This window comes from Xanthomonas sp. NCPPB 3959 (assembly GCF_056675575.1).
Genome location: NZ_JBWWVR010000012.1, coordinates 78,116 through 94,882, shown reverse-complemented (window position 1 = coordinate 94,882; position 16,767 = coordinate 78,116). Strand labels below are relative to the sequence as shown.

Genomic DNA, 16,767 nt, shown 5'->3' with positions numbered 1-16,767 from the left:
CAATGCATTCCATAGGCGCCGAGTATAAATATAGAACCCGATGGTCTAGTATTGGCGATATGTCCAGTTTGCCCCCCCTCAAGTCCAAGACCAAGAGCAACGGTCCTGGGCGTCCCAAGGATCTTGGGAAACGCGCCGCCATCCTGGGCGCCGCCCGTACCATGTTCATGGAGCAGGGCTTTGCAGGGGTGAGCATGGACGGCATCGCTGCAGCCGCCGGCGTCTCCAAGCTGACCGTTTACAGTCACTTTGGCGACAAAGAAAGCCTGTTTTCCGAGGCGATCCGCGCACAATGCCAACACATGATGCCGGACGATCTGTTCGACCACGCGCCCAAAGGCAACTTGCGCGACCAGCTGATCGAAATCGCCAACGCCTTTTTTACGATGGTCAGCGCCGACTCTGCAATCGCTACCCATCGCATGATGATGGCGCCCGGTACCGGCGATGTGCATGTCCGCGAGATGTTCTGGGATGCCGGTCCCAAGCGCACCCAACAGGCGCTGGCGGATTTCCTGTCGGCGCGGGTCGCCGATGGCCAATTGGAAATCCCCGAGCTGGAGCGCGCTGCTTCACAGTTTTTCTGCCTGCTCAAAGGCGAGCTGTATGCGCTGATGATGTGCGGCCTTCATGGTCAGCCCACCCGCGCGCAGGTGGATGAGCACATTCAGGCCAGTGTGGATTTCTTTTTGAGGGCGTATGCGCCGCGCTGATTGCACCGAGACGTTGGTGGCGATGACTTCCGGCACTGCGTGCTTTGGCCGCGCGCGGCGATGCTAGATGCGCCAGTTGCCTCGCGCACCGGTAAAATGCCTGCCCCACTGCGTTGGATAGCCGCACCATGACGATCGATTTCTCCCAAGCCCGCGAAAAAATGGTCGAACAGCAGATCCGGCCGTGGGATGTGCTGGATCTGCGCGTGCTCGAGGTGCTGGCGCGCCTGCCGCGCGAGGCCTTCGTGCCGGAGGCTTACAAGACCCTGGCCTACGTCGATGTGGAAATTCCGCTGTCGGCCGGCCACAAGATGATGAAGCCGGTGGTCGAAGGCCGCATGCTGCAGGCGCTGGATCTGCAGCCGGGCGAAGACGTGCTGGAAATCGGCACCGGCAGTGGATTTTCCACCGCCTGCCTGGCCGCACTGGCCCGCGAAGTGGTGAGCCTGGAGATCGATCCGGCACTGGCCACCGCCGCACGCGCCAATCTGGACAGCACCGGCCTGGGCAGCAACGTCCGCATTGAAACCGCCGACGTGTTCGGCTGGCAGAGCGAGCGTCGTTTCGATGCCATCTGCATCACCGGCGCAGTCGACACGCTACCGACCCAGTGGCTGCAGTGGTTGCGCCCGAATGGCCGGCTGTTTGTCGTGCGTGGTCACGAACCGGTGATGGAAGCAGTCCTGGTGCGTGGCGACGTCAACGCTCCGCGCATCGAATCGTTATTCGAAACCGACCTCGCCTATCTTCAGGGCGCCGCACCGACGCCCCGATTCCAATTCTGATTCCCAAGGAAGCTTCCCCGATGATCCGCCGATCCCTCGTTCTGGCCCTGGCCGCCGCCCTGTCTCCGATGGCAGCACATGCCACCGATCTGCTGCAGGTCTACGAAATGGCCCGCAACGGCGATCCGCAGCTGGCCGTGGCCGAGTCCACTCGCCTGGTCAATCGGGAGGGACAGGTACAGGCGCGTGCGGCGTTGCTGCCGCAGTTGGATGGTAGCGCTGGTTTTACCCAGTCGCATCGTGAACTGGAAGGCCTGCCGGGGCGTTCTACCACCAAACAACGCCAGTACGCGATCCAGGGTAATCAGACCATCTTCAATTGGGCGCAGTTCGCCAACTTGCGTGCGCAGCGCGAGGTTGCCAAGGCGGCAGATTTCACGCTGGCATCGGCCAATAACGATCTGATCACCCGCACCTCGGCGGCGTATTTCCAGGTCTTGGTCGGCATTGAATCGCTAGCTGCGGCAGAAACAAACGAAGCGGCTGCCAAGAAGCAGTTCGATTACGCCGACAAGCGGCTGGAAGTGGGCCTGGCCCCGATCACCGACGTGCACGAAGCCCGCGCCCAGTACGACCAGGCGCGCGCCGACACCATCAATGCCCGCAATACGCTGAAAGACTACTACCAAGCGCTGACCGAGCTCACCGGCCAGCCGGTGGTTAGTCTGCGTGCGTTGCCGGAAGAGTTCCGTCCGGAAGTGCCAGCCGCGTATGCCAATGTCGACCAGCTGGTGTCTACTGCCATTGCCGACAACCCGGCACTGAAAGCGCAACAGTTGCAGGTCAGCGCGGCCGAAGCGCAGGTCAACGCCGCGCGAGCGGGCCACTACCCAACACTCAATCTTTCCGGAAGCATCGGTCGTACTAATAGTTGGGGAGGTGGTGGTCCGGTGGATGAAACCATCGGCAACTTTACTAGCGATAGTCGCAACATCGATACCGATTCGATCGGCATCACGCTGTCGATTCCGATCTTCGCCGGTGGTGCCACGCAGTCCGCCGTGCGTCAGGCGCTGTCGCAGCGCGATATCCAGCAGGACACCTACGAGCAGCAGAAGCGCGCACTCGATCGCAACACGCGCAATGCCTATCAGACTGTGGTCGCCGGCATCAGCGAAGTGGAAGCACGTCGTCTGGCCGTGGTCTCCGCACAGGCCGCATACGACGCGTCGCAGGTGGGTCTGGAAGTCGGCACGCGCACCGTGCTGGACGTGGTTCAGAACCAGCGCACGCTGTTCCAGGCGCAGCTGAACTACGCGCAGTCGCGCTACAACTTCCTGCAGAACCGTTTGCTGCTGGGCCAGGCGATTGGCAAGCTCGACATCACCGATCTGCAGGACGTCAATCGCCTGCTGTCGCAGGATGCCGAGTCCAAGCTGCAAGGCAGTGGTTCACTGCAGTAATGCGAGCGGATAGGTAACTAAAAAAGGCGGGCGCAGGCCCGCCTTTTTTATGTCCGATGCAAGCGCATACCTGGCTGCGTGCGATACCTGCGATGACTGCCGCATCAGCGGGTGATCTGCTGCTTTGCTGCAGGGCCCCTTCCTTGCCCGCCTACCATCGCGGGATACGCTGCAAGGCAGAGCATCTGCGGCTTCGCTGCAGGGCCCTTACCCGCCCACCATCGCGGGACACGCCGCAAGTACGTCCGTGTAGGCTCTTACGCGGCATCCTTGCCGCGTAAGGTCCCGCGACGGTGGGCGGGCAAGGACCAATCAAGATGGTCGGTGTGCATGGTTTTGAACAAAGCAACCGATTAACTCTCTGGTGCGGTGTCCTTGCCGATTGCGGGACCGTGTGGCGGCATGGATGCCGCCACCGAGCCTACATGGACGTACTTGCGGCGTGTCCCGCGAGCGGTGAGGGCACCGCACGCTCGACCAATGTGGCTTGAGACTCTCCAGATGACGCCGAAAACGGCTAACAAACCGACTGTGCGATCGCCACGTCTTGTTAGCAGCTCCAAGGCGGCTTGATGATGTGACTGAGCATGACTGCCACAGTTTCACCGCAACGATGCAGAGCGAACGCAGCTACATCTTCAGGACGCCACACCCTCGCTGACCACAGGCGGCAGGTCCGGCGCGATCTGCACCAGCGTGCGTGCCACTGCGCCCTTGCCGTTGGCGACCAGCGCCAGGCCTGCGGAAGCCATCGCCTCGCGCTGGGCCGGGTCGCCGAGCAGACGCGCGAGATCGTGATACACGCTGTCGGCATCGTCGCAGATGGTCACCGCATCGGCCTCGCGCATGCGCCGCGAGATCTCCGAGAAATTATGCAGATGCGGGCCGGTGACTGCCGGCGTGCCAACCGCTGCCGGTTCGAGCAGGTTGTGTCCGCCGATCGGCTGCAAACTTCCGCCGACGAAGGCGACCTGCGCGCAGGCATAGAAACTCATTAGCTCGCCCAAGGTATCGATGACGAATACCTTGTCGCGCGCTTGCGGCCACTGCTGGATCTTGCGTGTGGACACGGACCAACCACGTTCGCGCGCCAGCGCCTCGACCTTGGGAAAGCGCTCGGGATGCCGCGGCGCCCACAACATCAATAGATCAGGAAATTGCATCAGCAGGCGCGCATGGATGTCGGCCACAGCCGCCTCCTCGCCTTCGTGCGTGCTGGCGGCAATCCACACCGGTCGCGTTGCCGGCACGTGCGTATGAAACTGCGCGACCAGGGCCTGCAACTGTGCGGGCGCGGCGATATCGAATTTGAGATTGCCCAACGCGATCACTTGATCTGAGCGCGCACCCAGCGTGAGGAAACGCTCGGCATCGTCGTGCGATTGCGCCGCCACGCAGGTGACGGTGCGCAGTGCGCGGCTGATCAATGGTGCCAGCACGCGATAGCCGCGCAGCGAACGCGCCGACAGCCGCGCGTTGAGGATGTACACCGGAATGTTGCGGTCGCGGCAACCGAACAACATGTTCGGCCACAGCTCGGTCTCCAGAATCAACGCCAGCCGCGGGCGGAAATGCTCCAGGAACCGGCCCACGCTGCCGGGCACGTCGTAGGGCAGATACACATGGTCCACCGCATCGCCCCACACCGCGCGCACGCGCTCGGAGCCGGTGGGGGTGATGGTGGTGATGACCCAACGGATATCCGGACGCTGCGCACGCAAGGCATTGACCAGCGGCGCGGCGGCATTGACCTCGCCCACCGACACCGCATGCACCCACACGCGCGGGCGACCGCAGGCATGCGTGTAGGACGCATAGCGCTCGTTCCAGCGATTGAAGTATTCGCGCACGCGAAACCCGCGCCACACCAGGTGGTACACCGTCACCGGCAGCAACAGGTACAACAGCGCCGAGTACAGCCCGCGCAACAGCCATTCGATCGGGTCTTTCCGCATGCGTGCAGGATACGGGAGCGCCCACACGTGCGCATGTGCACGCTGCCCGGCGCACGCAATCACTTAGAATTAGGCCATGTCCGAGCCCGCCAACGTCGCCGTCCGCCCTTCCCTGCGCACCCCCAAGCACTGGCCGATGTATCTGGGCCTTGCATTGATGGTACTGGCCGGGCGCCTGCCCTGGATGCTGCAACGCGCGTTGGGCCGCGGGGTCGGCTGGCTCACGCTGCGTCTGGCCGGCACGCGTCGGCGCGCTGCCGAGGTCAATCTCAAGCTGTGTTTTCCCGAGCAGGACGATGCCTGGCGAGCGCGGCTATTGCGCGATAGTTTCGATGCGCTGGGCGTGGGCCTGTTCGAATTCGCACGCGCCTGGTGGGGCAGTATCGATGCCATTCGTCCGGGCGTGCAGGTCGAAGGGCTGGAGCATCTGCAGCGTCTGCAGGAGCAGAAGCGCGGCGTGTTGCTGGTGTCCGGCCACTTCATGACGCTGGAAATGTGCGGGCGGCTGCTGTGCGATCACGTGCCGCTGGCCGGCATGTACCGCAAGCATCGCAACCCGGTGTTCGAATGGGCGGTCAAACGCGGGCGGCTACGCTATGCCACGCACATGTTCGCCAACGAGGATCTGCGCGCCACCATCAAGCATCTCAAGCGCGGTGGCTTTCTGTGGTACGCGCCCGATCAGGACATGCGCGGCAAGGACACCGTGTTCGTGCCGTTCTTCGGGCATCCGGCTTCCACCATTACCGCCACGCACCAGCTGGCGCGGTTGACCGGTTGCGCGGTGGTGCCGTATTTCCATCGGCGCGAAGGTGGCCGCTACATCCTCAAGATCGCACCGCCGCTGGCAGGCATTCCCTCCGAGGATGTGATCGCCGATACCGCGCAGGTCAATGCGGCAATCGAGGACATGGTGCGCGAGGCGCCGGATCAGTACCTGTGGATCCATCGGCGCTTCAAACGCCAGCCGGGCGGGCGCAGCGATTTCTATCGGTGATGTAGATGCGCAGCTGCGTCACGCATGCGTTCGCAGATGACTGCCTTGGTTTACAGAACCAGCCAGGAGTCCGTCGCGAGTGGGCGTTGGGATGAGTGCGCACGTCGCGCAAGCAACCGCAGTTGACGCGTGATTCCCGCCTGCCGTGCCGATCTGGCGCTGGGCGCAATCGTCTTGAACGCCACGCCTATCGCGACGGTGGCTGATCCGCGTCGTCGTTGAGCAAGGCACCGGCATACAAGCCGGCCAGCATCAGGCTCAGGCCACCCCAGAAGCTGGAATAGAACGCCAGATGCGTGTTGAGCGGAAAGACCGTTGCCACCAACGCGATCATCGCCGGACGCGCCTGCTCACGCGCCGCAACGCTGGAATAGCGCCACGCGCGCCACGCCTGCGCCGCACCGGCCAGCCATAGCAGCAAACCGATGACGCCGGTTTCGGCAAGAATTTCCAGCACGATCTGGTGTGCATGGAAGGCCGGGCCACCGCCCCATGCCGGCGCCTGTTCGGGTGCCGGATTGCAGGCCGGATATGCCTGTCGGAACCCGCGCGCGCCCACACCGTTGAGCGGATGCGCGCGGATCATGCACAGCGCCGCGCCCCAGATCTGCGCACGCCCGGACAAGGCCTGGTCGACGCCTTGTTCGCCATTGCTGAAGGCCAACGCGGTGCGCTGGATGCGCTCGCGCGCTTGCGGTGCCATCGCCACCACGCCAACGGCCAACAGCGCGCCGACCACCGCCACCGCGAGCAGCCGACGGCCGCCCAGCAACTGCCAGCCGGACAGCAGCACGATCACGCCGTAGGTGATCCACGAGGCGCGCGAACCGGCCAATACCAGCACTACGCCAACAGCTGCCGCAGCGCCCGCCCATGCCCAGGCAGTGCGCCGCCCGAGCGCAAGCAGCAGGAACGGCGACAGACTGGCCAGGGTCTGCCCGAACTTGAGATTGCACGGGCCCAGCACGCCGCTGAGGCGGTCGACCAGTGCCAATTCTTCCGCCGTGCACAGGCCATGCCCGCTGATCAATTGCTTGATCTGATCCAGGCCGAAGAACAACGGGCTGCTGCCGAATGCGGCCTGCAGCAGTGCGTCCAGCGTCCACACCCCGCCGATCACCGCCAGGCCGATGAAGGTGCGCCGGCGGCGCTGCGCATTGGCCACCGCAATCGCGCACAACCACATGAAAGGCAGATAGCGCAGATCGGTGGCCGATTTACGCAACGCGCGCCCTACGTCCACCGCATCGAATGCCGACAACATCTGCGGCAACCAGTACGCGAAGAACAACACACTGGTCAGCGCCCACGCCGCGCCGCTGAGCAACCGCGTGCCACCACGGAAACGCGCATGCAACAGGCGATAAGCGGCGAACACTGCGCCCAGCGACAACACCGTTTCGGCCAGCCCGGGCGTGGGCCATAGCGCCACGAACAGGATCACCCACAGCGGTGCCCAGCGACCGGCATCGGGCGTCAACGTGGGCGCGGGTGGGATGGCCTCAGCGGCGGAGTTCGTCATAGACCTTCAAGGTGGCCGATTGCATGGCATGCAACGTATAGGGGAGCGCAGCTGGCGGTGTCGGCGCTTGCTGCAGCATGCCGAGCGCCTGGGCGCTTAGCGCCTGGGCATCGAACGCCGGCACTGCGCCGGCAGGCTGCAGTTCGGCCAGCAACTCACCGACACCACCGTGTGCCCAGCCCAACACCGGCCGGCCCACCGACAAGGCCTCCACCACGGTGCGGCCGAACGCTTCGGGCTTGCGCGAGAGCTGCAGCACCAGATCGCTGGCCGCATAGGCCTCGGCGATGCGTGCGGTGGGCTCGGTGAAGGCGACCGCCTCTGCCACGCCCAGTCTGCCAGCCTCGGCTTCCAGCTCGCGCACATAAGCTTCGCGGCCCGGCTCACGCGCGCCGGGCAGCCACAACCAGGCCGGCAGGCCGGCAGCGCGCACGTCGGCGAGCAATTGCAGGCCGTCGGCATGGCCTTTCAGGCGCGTGCCGCGGCCGGGCAGCAACAGCAATGGGGCGTCGGCCGGCCAACCGGGCAACAGGGTCTGCACCCATTTGCGTGCGCGGTGATCGGGGTGCGGGCGACGCGGGAACTGCGCAATATCGACACCGCGCGGGATGGTGCGCAAGCGGGTGGTGTCGGTCTGCGGATAGTGGGTGCACACGTACTCGCGCACCGTCTGCGAGACGCAGATCACCCGTTCGCCGTATGTCATCACCGCGCTATAGCGGCTGGGCGAATTGAGCCCGTGCACGGTGGTGACAAAGCGCGGCCGCGTGGCCTGCGGCATGCCGCGCAGCGCGTACCAGCCCAGCCAGGCCGGCAGGCGCGAGCGCGCGTGCACGATGTCGGCACCGAGTTCGGCAAATAGCCGGCGCAGGCCGACCACGTGGCGCAAGGTCAGCAGCGACTTGCGCCCGATCTCCAGGGTGAGATGTTCACCGCCCGCCTCCAGCAACGGCTGGACCAGGCGACCGCCGGCCGAGACCACCACGGCGCGGTGGCCGGCGCGCACCAGCGCAGCGGCGATTTCCAGGGTGGAGCGCTCGACGCCGCCGGACTGCAGCGCCGGCAGCAGTTGCACCACGGTCAGGCGGTGCATCCGGCCAGGATCAGTCGGCGAGCACGAACAACGCGCCGCAATACGGGCACTTGGCTTCGCAGTTGGGCTCGTCTTCGATCGGCAGGTACACGCGCGGATGCGAGTTCCACAGCGCCATCTGCGGCGTCGGGCAGCTCAGCGGCAGATCGCCGCGGTGCACGGTGTAACGCGATTCGGCATTGGCGGGCGCGGTGGCGGTCTGGCTCATGGCGGCACGATCGTAAAGGCAAGGCAGAGCGCGGATTCTAGCAGCCTGCGTGGTGATCGGCCCATTGACCGGGCGGCGTGGGTTGGGTTGCGCTGGTCTCGGCGGGAGGCCGGGCGGCAGAAGCGCGGATTGCGCTGTGGCTGGTCCGGCAATGACCTGCCCCGCCGCCGGCACGGCAGCGCCACGCCACGCCACCACGCCGGAACATCGCGCTTATCATCGCTGGGCAATTGCGCATCGGGATCAGATTGGGTGATCTGCAAAGACCGCGCACATCCGTCAACCGTACATGCCCTGCTACGTCGCTAGCCAAGGAGACATCACCACGTGACCTCGCCTGTCGTTCTGCTGCGTCCGCGTGGCTCGTTGTTCTCGATTGCCGTTGTCCTGGCTTGCGTCGCGCCACTGCCGGTTGGGGCGGCGACCGGCTTTTCGAGTTCGTTCGAAGAGGGGCAGCCCTTGCCGGTCAGCGCTGCGGCAGGCGATGTGCAGACGGCAATCGGCACGGGTCCGGCTGCGCCGTATGCAGCCAGGCCGAACGCCGGTTACAGCGGTGCGCATGCGTTGCGGTATGACGGCCGTGGTGCGGGCGGGCGACGCACCTTGTTTAGTAGCGATAGTTTGATCGGCCCCGATACGACGCTGTCGTGGCTGGTATTGCCGGAAAGTGTGGGCAGCGATCACGTGGCCTCGACCTATGTGTCGTTGGATCTGTTGCTGGACGACGGCACGCGTATGTCTGCCAGCGCCGCGCAGGATCAACATGGCGTCGCACTTGGTGCGCATGCGCAAGGCGATTCGAAGACGCTGTATCCGCAGCAATGGGCGCGCAAGGCGGTACGGCTGGGGGACGTGGCCGCTTTACGTGGGCGCCGCGTGGTGGCGATCGAATTGGAGGTTGCGCCGCCTGCAGGTGCGACCAGTGCCGGTTGGATCGACGATATCGCCATTGCCGATGTGCCGCTCACTCCTGCAACGCGTCCTTCGGACTGGGTGCTGACCACGCGCGGCACCCAGTCCAATGGCACGTTCTCGCGCGGCAATAATTTCCCTGCAACTGTAGTGCCGCATGGCTTCAACTTCTGGACGCCGGTGACCGATGCGGGAACGCTGACCTGGCTATATCGCTGGAACGAACACAACGCGGCGGGCAACCGCCCGCGCTTGCAGGCGCTGTCGCTCAGCCATCAGCCAAGTCCGTGGATGGGCGACCGCCAGACCTTTCAGGTGATGCCGTCGCTGAGTACGGGTACACCGGAGGCAGATCGCAGCAAGCGCGCCCTGGCCTTCTCGCATGACACTGAAATCGCGCGACCGTATCGCTACGCAGTGCAGTTGGACAACGGGATCCAGGCCGAGATCGCACCGACCGATCATGCAGCGCTGTTCCGCTTTCGCTTCCCGGCGCAGGGCGATGCCAATCTGCTGTTCGACAATGTGGACGCGCGCGGTGGATTGCACCTGGATGCTGCAACACAGACGCTCTCCGGCTACACCGATGTGCGTAGCGGCCTGTCGACCGGCGCGACGCGCATGTATGTCTATGCCAGCTTCGATACACCATGGAAAACCAGCGGACTGAGCGACACCGGCCGGCCCACCGGCTGGATCAAGTTCGATGCGGGCAGCACGCGGCAGGTGCAGATGCGCATCGCCACCTCGCTGATCTCGCTCGACCAGGCCAAGCACAACCTTGCGCTGGAGATCGCGCCGCAGGCGACCTTCGAGCAGATCGCCGCGCATGCGCAGGATGCATGGGATGGATTGCTGGGACGCTTCGAGGTGCCCGACGCCACGACCGACCAGAAGACCACGCTGTATTCCAATCTGTACCGGCTGCATCTGTATCCCAATTCCGGCCATGAAAACGTCGGCAGCGCGACGGCGCCGGACTGGCGTTACGCCAGCCAGAGCAGCTGGTCGGACGACAACATCGATGGCAGCGCGGTGCGCAGTTTCGCGCCGATCCGCGATGGCCGGGTCTACGTCAACAACGGCTTGTGGGACACCTTTCGCACCGCGTGGCCGGCGTATGCGTTGTTCGCATCCGACGATGCCGGCGCATTCGTGCAGGGCTTTCTGGAGCAATCGCGTGCAGGTGGCTGGGTGGCGCGCTGGTCCTCGCCCGGTTACGCCGATCTGATGGTGGGCACCAGTTCCGATGTGGCGTTTGCCGATGCGTGGCTAAAGGGCGTGCAGGGTTTCGACCCGGCCGAGGCGTACGTTGCTGCGCTGAAGAATGCGACCGTGGTGGCGCCGGATCGCCACGTCGGCCGCAAAGGCATGGCGCGTTCCACCTTTCGCGGTTACGCCGATACCGACACGCACGAAGGCATGTCGTGGTCGATGGAAGGCGCGCTTAACGACTTCGGCATCGCCAACATGGCCGATGCGTTGTCCAAGGAGGCGACGACGGCAACAGCGCGCGAGCGTTATGCCACCGAAGCGCTGTATTTTCGCCATCGTGCGGCCGGGTATTCGGCACTGTTCGATCCAGCGATCGGCTTTTTTCAGGGCCGCAAGGCGAATGGCGATTGGCGTGTGGACGCTGCACACTACGACGCGCGCGTGTGGGGCAACGATTACACCGAATCCAGCGGCTGGACGTTTGCATTCACCGCACCGCACGATGGCGAAGGCCTGGCCACGCTGTATGGCGGGCGCGCGGGACTGGCCGCGAAACTGGATACATTGTTTGCCACCCCCGAAACCGCCGAAGCCAAGTTTGCCGGCTCGTATGGCGACACCATCCACGAGATGACCGAGGCGCGCGACGTGCGCATGGGCATGTATGCGCATAGCAATCAGACCGCGCACCATCTTCCGTGGATGTATCTGTACGCCGGGCAGCCGTGGAAGACGCAACGCATCACCCGCGAGATCCTTGCGCGCTTGTATCTGGGCAGCGAGATCGGCCAGGGCTATCCCGGCGATGAGGACAACGGCGAAATGTCGGCGTGGTATCTGTTCGCGGCGCTGGGGCTGTATCCGCTGCGCATGGGTGTGCCGGAGTATGTGATCGGCTCGCCGCTGTTCAAGCATGCCAGCGTGCGCCTGCCCAATGGCGGCATGCTGGTGGTCAATGCGCCGCAGAATTCGGCGAAAAACGTGTATGTGCAATCGCTCAGGGTCAATGGAAAACCCTGGCGCAAGACCTGGTTGCCGCATGCGGACATTGCCAAGGGCGCGACGCTGGATTTCGTGATGGGGCCGACGCCTTCGCGCTGGGGCACCGGGCCTGACGATGTGCCGCCGTCATTGACTGCGCCTGGGGAGCGCCCTGCCCCGCTGCAGGATCTGCTCGGAGATACTGCGCGCATCACGCTGGACAATGGTGGCGATGTCGCTGCGTTGCATGACGACGATGCGGGAACGGTCGCTGCAATTGCATCGAAATCGACGCTGACGCTGACGCTCAGCGGCATTGCGCGCGGTACGCCGACGCTCTACACACTGACCAGCGGCAATGCAGCGATTTCTGCAGGTGGGTGGACGTTGGAAGCCCGTGCGCCTGGCGCTGCCTGGACGATGATTGATCAGCGTCGTGATGAAGCGTTCGATTGGCCGTTGCAGACGCGGCCGTTTCGGATTACCAAGCCTGGTGCGTATTCGGAGTATCGACTGCGCTTCAGCGCGCCTGCGAAAGTGCAGCTGGCGGAGCTTGAGTTGTTGGGTGTGGAGCCTGCGGTGCGTTGAGGCTAGCGCTGCCCGCTATCCATCGTCGCGTTGGTATGGCATTACCATTTGCCGCACTCAGACAGGCGCAAGTTGCTCTCGCACAGTTATGGAGCACAAGCTCTGCTGCTGTCATCGAGAATCGCGCAGGCCACGGAAACCACGACGGAGAACTCGCTTGTCTTGACTAAGTCATGTCAACGACGCGCCAAAGCGGCAGCGTGGCCGGGGATTGGCGGAGAGCGGCACACGGATGTGCCGCGGCGGCGAGTCAGACAGGATGTCTGACCGAGCCGAAGAGCCGATTCCCGGACGCGCTGTCGCCTCTCACCGAAGCCAGCGACTGACAGCCGCGTGCTTGGCACTAACCGGAGAAACCGTACCCTCACCCCAACCCCTCTCCCGGGGGGAGAGGGGCTTTCGAGCATTGCTTGCTCAGCCGTCGCTTTTCATGGCCTCAGCCGCTGCCTTTCCTATCGTTGCTTTATCAGCAACCGATCTCTCAACCATTCCCCTTATCGGCTACCGCCTTTTCCGCATCGCGCTGCTTGCGGATCTGCGCATCCACCGCCGCAATCGCCGTCATGTTCATCACCCGGCGCGAGGTGGCGCTGGTGGTGAGGATGTGCACCGGCTTGGAGATGCCCATCAGGATCGGCCCGATCGCCACGCCGTCGGTGAATACGCGCACCAGGTTGTAGGCGATGTTGGCCGCTTCCAGGTTCGGCAGCACGAACAGGTTGGCGCGGCCCTTCAGCGTGCTGTTGGGCATGATCTGCTTGCGCAGCGCTTCGTCCCAGGCGGTGTCGCCCTGCATTTCGCCGTCTATGTTGAGCTCGGGCTTGCGCTTGAGCAGGGCTTCGCGCACCGCACGCATCTTCAAGGCATCGCGCGAATCGTGGCTGCCGAAGTTGGAGTGCGACAGCAGCGCGATGTTGGGCTCGATGCCGAACAGCTTGAGGCGATACGCGGCCTGCAACGTGGCTTCCACCACTTGTTCGACCGTCGGGTCTTCCTGCACATGCGTATCCAGGAAGAAGAACACACCCAGCTGGTTGATCACCCCGGTCATCGCCGAAGTGGAGCTCACGCGCGGTTCCAGCGGAATCACGCTGCGGGCGTAACCCAGCTTCTTGTGGAAGCGACCGACCACGCCGGACAGCATCGCATCGGCCTCGCCACGCGCCACCATCACTGCGGCAATCAAGGTCGGACGCGAGCGCATCAACTCCTTGGCGGCAGTGACGGTTACGCCGCGGCGTTCGGTCAGTGCGTGGTAATACTGCCAATACTCGTTGAAGCGCGGGTCGTCGTAGATGTTGGTGATTTCAAAGTCCACCCCGGCGGTCAGGCGCAGACCCATGCGTTCGATACGCGCCTCGATGACGTCCGGGCGGCCGATCAGGATCGGGAAGGCCAGGCCTTCGTCGACCACGTTCTGTACCGCGCGCAGCACCACTTCTTCTTCGCCTTCGGCATACACCACGCGCTGCTTGTCGGCGCGTGCGCGGTCGTAGACCGGCTTCATCATCAGGCTGGTGCGGTAGACGAACTGGCCGAGCTTGTCGCGGTAGGCCTCCATGTCGTCGATCGGCCGCGTGGCCACGCCCGAATCCATCGCCGCCTGCGCAACCGCCGAGGACAGCTCCACCAGCAGACGCGGGTCCAGCGGACGCGGAATCAGGTATTCCGGGCCGAAACTCGGGGTCTCGCCGCCGTAGGCCGCGCCCAGGTCGGAGGCCTCGCGCCGTGCCATCGCCGCAATCGCCTTGACGCAGGCGATCTTCATCTCTTCGTTGATGCCGGTGGCGCCCACGTCCAGCGCGCCGCGGAACAGGTACGGGAAGCACAGCACGTTGTTGATCTGGTTCGGGTAGTCCGAACGGCCGGTGCCGATGATGCAATCCGGACGCACCGCCTTGGCCGTTTCCGGGGTGATCTCCGGATTGGGATTGGCCAGCGCGAAGATCACTGGCTGGCGCGCCATCGTGGCGACCATTTCCGGCTTGAGGATGCCGGCCGCCGACAGGCCCAGGAAGATGTCGGCGCCCTCGACGATTTCGGCCAGGGTGCGCTTGTCGGTGTCGCGTGCGTAACGCTGCTTGTCCGGGTCCAGATCGGTGCGGCCGGTGTGGATCACGCCGTCGCGGTCCAGCGCCAGGATGTTCTCCGGCTTCAGGCCCAGCGAGACCAGCATGTTGACGCAGGAAATGCCGGCCGCGCCCATGCCGGTGGTGGCCAGCTTGACCTCTTCGATCTTCTTGCCGGTGACCACCAGCGCGTTGAGCACGGCGGCGCCGACGATGATCGCGGTGCCGTGCTGGTCGTCATGGAACACCGGGATATTCATGCGCTCGCGCAGCTTGCGCTCGACGATGAAGCACTCCGGCGCCTTGATGTCTTCCAGATTGATGCCGCCGAAGGTCGGCTCCAGGCTGGCGATGATGTCCACCAGCTTGTCCGGGTCGTTTTCGTTGATCTCGATGTCGAACACATCGATGCCGGCGAACTTCTGGAACAGCACGCCCTTGCCTTCCATCACCGGCTTGGATGCCAGCGGGCCGATGTTGCCCAGGCCCAGCACGGCGGTGCCGTTGGTGATGACCGCCACCAGATTGCCGCGCGCGGTGAGCTCGCTGGCCTGGGTGGGTTCTTCGACGATCGCCTCGCAGGCGAAGGCCACGCCCGGCGAATACGCCAGCGACAGATCGCGCTGGGTCAGCATCGGCTTGGTCGCGGTGACCTTGATCTTGCCGGCCGGCTGCTGGCGGTGGTAGTCGAGGGCGGCCTGTTTGAAGTCGTCGTTGGACATCGGCTGTGTGGGTCTCGAAGGCGCAGGAGGGCTGAATTCTACCCTCCTGCCTGAACAAGGGCCTGTCGCGCAGCTGTCAGCGCGGCAGGGAGATTGCATGCTGCAGCGCGTCGTGCACTGCGGCCGGGGTCTGGCTCAAAGCGAAAACGGCCCTGTATCCCGCCGGCATCACCGGCGGAATACAGGGCCGCAGGAAGCATCAGCGCGCGCTGATCGGGGCGACGACGTCGGTCGAGGCCACCGGCGCCTGCAGCGGCGGCGAACCGCCATCCAGCACCAGCTTCAACTGGTCGCGGTCCAGCGCATTTTCCCAGCGCGACACCACCACCGTTGCCACGGCATTGCCGATGAAGTTGGTCAGCGAGCGGCACTCGCTCATGAAACGGTCCACGCCCAGGATCAGCGCCATGCCGGCCACCGGCACGTCCGGCACCACCGACAGCGTGGCCGCCAGGGTGATGAAGCCGGCACCGGTCACGCCGGCCGCGCCCTTGGAGCTGAGCATCGCCACCGCCAGCAAGGTGATCTGCTGGCCCAGGGTCAGGTCCACATTGGTGGCCTGGGCGATGAACAATGCGGCCAGGGTCATGTAGATGTTGGTGCCGTCCAGATTGAACGAATAGCCGGTCGGCACCACCAGGCCCACCACCGACTTCTCGCAGCCGGCCTTTTCCATCTTTTCCATCAGCGACGGCAGCGCCGACTCCGACGAGGAGGTGCCCAGCACCAGCAGCAGCTCGGCCTTGAGATAGCGGATCAGCTTGAGCACCGAAAAGCCGCACAGGCGACAAACAATGCCCAGGATCACCAGCACGAAGAACAGCGAGGTCACATAGAACGAACCCACCAGCCAGGCCAGATTGACCAGCGATTCCAGCCCGTACTTGCCGATGGTGAAGGCGATCGCACCGAACGCACCGATCGGCGCGGCCCTCATCAGCATGTGCACCAGGCGGAATACCGGTGCGGTCAACGCTTCCAGAAAGCTCAGCACCGGGCGGCCGCGCTCGCCGACCAGGGCCAGCGCGATACCGAACAGCACCGCCACGAACAGCACCTGCAGGATGTTGCCATCGACGAACGCGCTGATCAGCGTGGCCGGGATGATGTCCATCAAAAAGCCGACCAGGCTCAGCTCGTGCGATTTCTGCACGTAGGTGTTGACCGCGCTCTGATCCAGCTCGGCCGGGTTGATGTTCATGCCGGCGCCTGGCTGCACCACGTGCGCCACGATCATGCCCACGATCAACGCCAGCGTGGAGAAGAACAGGAAGTAGGCCATCGACTTGGCGAACACCCGGCCCACCGTCTTGAGGTGGGTCATGCCGGCGATGCCGGTGACGATGGTCAGGAAGATCACCGGGGCGATGATCATCTTCACCAGCTTGATGAAGGCGTCGCCCAGCGGCTTGAGGCTTTCGGCGAAGGCCGGCTCGAAATGGCCGAGCAAGGCGCCCAGGACGATCGCCACCACCACCTGGAAGTACAACTGGCGGTAGAAGGGGACGGACGCCGGCAACGGGCCGGCAGGCTTGCTGATGTGCATGACACCACTCCGAGGGAACATAGAGGGCGCCTGAGCAGGCACCCGGTGCACGCATTCT

General features: G+C 64.4%; 11 protein-coding genes. 5 read left to right on the top strand and 6 right to left on the bottom strand.

Annotated elements, in window-relative coordinates:
• Positions 1 to 59: 59 nt before the first annotated feature.
• From AC1KVG_RS15075 to AC1KVG_RS15065, 3 genes are all read left to right on the top strand, one after another.
• The gene (locus AC1KVG_RS15075; protein ID WP_481094971.1) at positions 60 to 713 is read left to right on the top strand and encodes a TetR/AcrR family transcriptional regulator; all 654 of its coding nucleotides are present in this window, start codon (positions 60 to 62) and stop codon (positions 711 to 713) included.
• A gap of 128 nt (positions 714 to 841) precedes the next feature.
• Complete coding sequence (locus AC1KVG_RS15070; RefSeq protein ID WP_481094919.1) at positions 842 to 1,498, top strand: protein-L-isoaspartate O-methyltransferase family protein; 657 nt, start codon at positions 842 to 844, stop codon at positions 1,496 to 1,498.
• Positions 1,499 to 1,518: 20 nt separating this feature from the next.
• The gene (locus AC1KVG_RS15065) at positions 1,519 to 2,901 is read left to right on the top strand and encodes a TolC family outer membrane protein (RefSeq protein WP_481094918.1); all 1,383 of its coding nucleotides are present in this window, start codon (positions 1,519 to 1,521) and stop codon (positions 2,899 to 2,901) included.
• Between the two features lie 638 nt (positions 2,902 to 3,539).
• Here the strand turns inward: AC1KVG_RS15065 and waaA are convergent.
• Positions 3,540 to 4,856, bottom strand: coding sequence for a lipid IV(A) 3-deoxy-D-manno-octulosonic acid transferase (gene waaA / locus AC1KVG_RS15060; RefSeq protein ID WP_481094917.1), 1,317 nt, complete (start codon positions 4,854 to 4,856; stop codon positions 3,540 to 3,542).
• Positions 4,857 to 4,932: 76 nt separating this feature from the next.
• Here waaA and AC1KVG_RS15055 point away from each other — a divergent pair, with 76 nt between their 5' ends.
• Positions 4,933 to 5,853, top strand: a complete 921-nt coding sequence (locus tag AC1KVG_RS15055; protein WP_268214232.1) for an LpxL/LpxP family Kdo(2)-lipid IV(A) lauroyl/palmitoleoyl acyltransferase — start codon at positions 4,933 to 4,935, stop codon at positions 5,851 to 5,853.
• A gap of 187 nt (positions 5,854 to 6,040) precedes the next feature.
• On the opposite strand, the gene AC1KVG_RS15050 is transcribed toward AC1KVG_RS15055, so the two are convergent.
• From AC1KVG_RS15050 to AC1KVG_RS15040, 3 genes are read right to left on the bottom strand one after another with little or no spacing between them, the layout of a single operon-like run.
• Positions 6,041 to 7,375, bottom strand: a complete 1,335-nt coding sequence (locus tag AC1KVG_RS15050) for an O-antigen ligase family protein (protein ID WP_006451052.1) — start codon at positions 7,373 to 7,375, stop codon at positions 6,041 to 6,043.
• Entirely contained in the window at positions 7,356 to 8,468 is a 1,113-nt protein-coding gene (locus tag AC1KVG_RS15045; protein WP_481094916.1) for a glycosyltransferase, read from the bottom strand. The genes AC1KVG_RS15050 and AC1KVG_RS15045 overlap by 20 nt, the downstream gene beginning before the upstream one ends.
• 10 nt (positions 8,469 to 8,478) lie before the next feature.
• Positions 8,479 to 8,676 carry a zinc-finger domain-containing protein gene (locus AC1KVG_RS15040; protein WP_006451050.1) on the bottom strand — a complete coding sequence of 66 codons (198 nt, stop codon included), beginning with the start codon at positions 8,674 to 8,676 and terminating at the stop codon, positions 8,479 to 8,481.
• Positions 8,677 to 9,003: 327 nt separating this feature from the next.
• Between AC1KVG_RS15040 and AC1KVG_RS15035 the strand changes: the two genes are divergently transcribed.
• Positions 9,004 to 12,372: a GH92 family glycosyl hydrolase gene (locus AC1KVG_RS15035; protein WP_481094915.1), complete on the top strand. Its 3,369-nt coding sequence runs from the start codon at positions 9,004 to 9,006 to the stop codon at positions 12,370 to 12,372.
• A gap of 481 nt (positions 12,373 to 12,853) precedes the next feature.
• Here AC1KVG_RS15035 and AC1KVG_RS15030 read toward each other — a convergent pair whose 3' ends face one another.
• Positions 12,854 to 15,163 (bottom strand): NADP-dependent malic enzyme, encoded by a 2,310-nt coding sequence (locus AC1KVG_RS15030; protein WP_104549774.1) that lies wholly within the window; start codon positions 15,161 to 15,163, stop codon positions 12,854 to 12,856.
• Positions 15,164 to 15,362: 199 nt separating this feature from the next.
• Complete coding sequence (locus AC1KVG_RS15025; protein WP_023905049.1) at positions 15,363 to 16,709, bottom strand: dicarboxylate/amino acid:cation symporter; 1,347 nt, start codon at positions 16,707 to 16,709, stop codon at positions 15,363 to 15,365.
• Between the last annotated feature and the right edge of the window lie 58 nt (positions 16,710 to 16,767).

Excerpts from the sequence above, each read along its gene's own strand:
- AC1KVG_RS15075 (WP_481094971.1), top strand. The coding sequence starts at position 60 with ATGTCCAGTTTGCCCCCCCTCAAGTCCAAGACCAAGAGCAACGGTCCT.
- AC1KVG_RS15070 (WP_481094919.1), top strand. The coding sequence starts at position 842 with ATGACGATCGATTTCTCCCAAGCCCGCGAAAAAATGGTCGAACAGCAG.
- AC1KVG_RS15065 (WP_481094918.1), top strand. The coding sequence starts at position 1,519 with ATGATCCGCCGATCCCTCGTTCTGGCCCTGGCCGCCGCCCTGTCTCCG.
- waaA (WP_481094917.1), bottom strand. The coding sequence starts at position 4,856 with ATGCGGAAAGACCCGATCGAATGGCTGTTGCGCGGGCTGTACTCGGCG.
- AC1KVG_RS15055 (WP_268214232.1), top strand. The coding sequence starts at position 4,933 with ATGTCCGAGCCCGCCAACGTCGCCGTCCGCCCTTCCCTGCGCACCCCC.
- AC1KVG_RS15050 (WP_006451052.1), bottom strand. The coding sequence starts at position 7,375 with ATGACGAACTCCGCCGCTGAGGCCATCCCACCCGCGCCCACGTTGACG.
- AC1KVG_RS15045 (WP_481094916.1), bottom strand. The coding sequence starts at position 8,468 with ATGCACCGCCTGACCGTGGTGCAACTGCTGCCGGCGCTGCAGTCCGGC.
- AC1KVG_RS15040 (WP_006451050.1), bottom strand. The coding sequence starts at position 8,676 with ATGAGCCAGACCGCCACCGCGCCCGCCAATGCCGAATCGCGTTACACC.
- AC1KVG_RS15030 (WP_104549774.1), bottom strand. The coding sequence starts at position 15,163 with ATGTCCAACGACGACTTCAAACAGGCCGCCCTCGACTACCACCGCCAG.
- AC1KVG_RS15025 (WP_023905049.1), bottom strand. The coding sequence starts at position 16,709 with ATGCACATCAGCAAGCCTGCCGGCCCGTTGCCGGCGTCCGTCCCCTTC.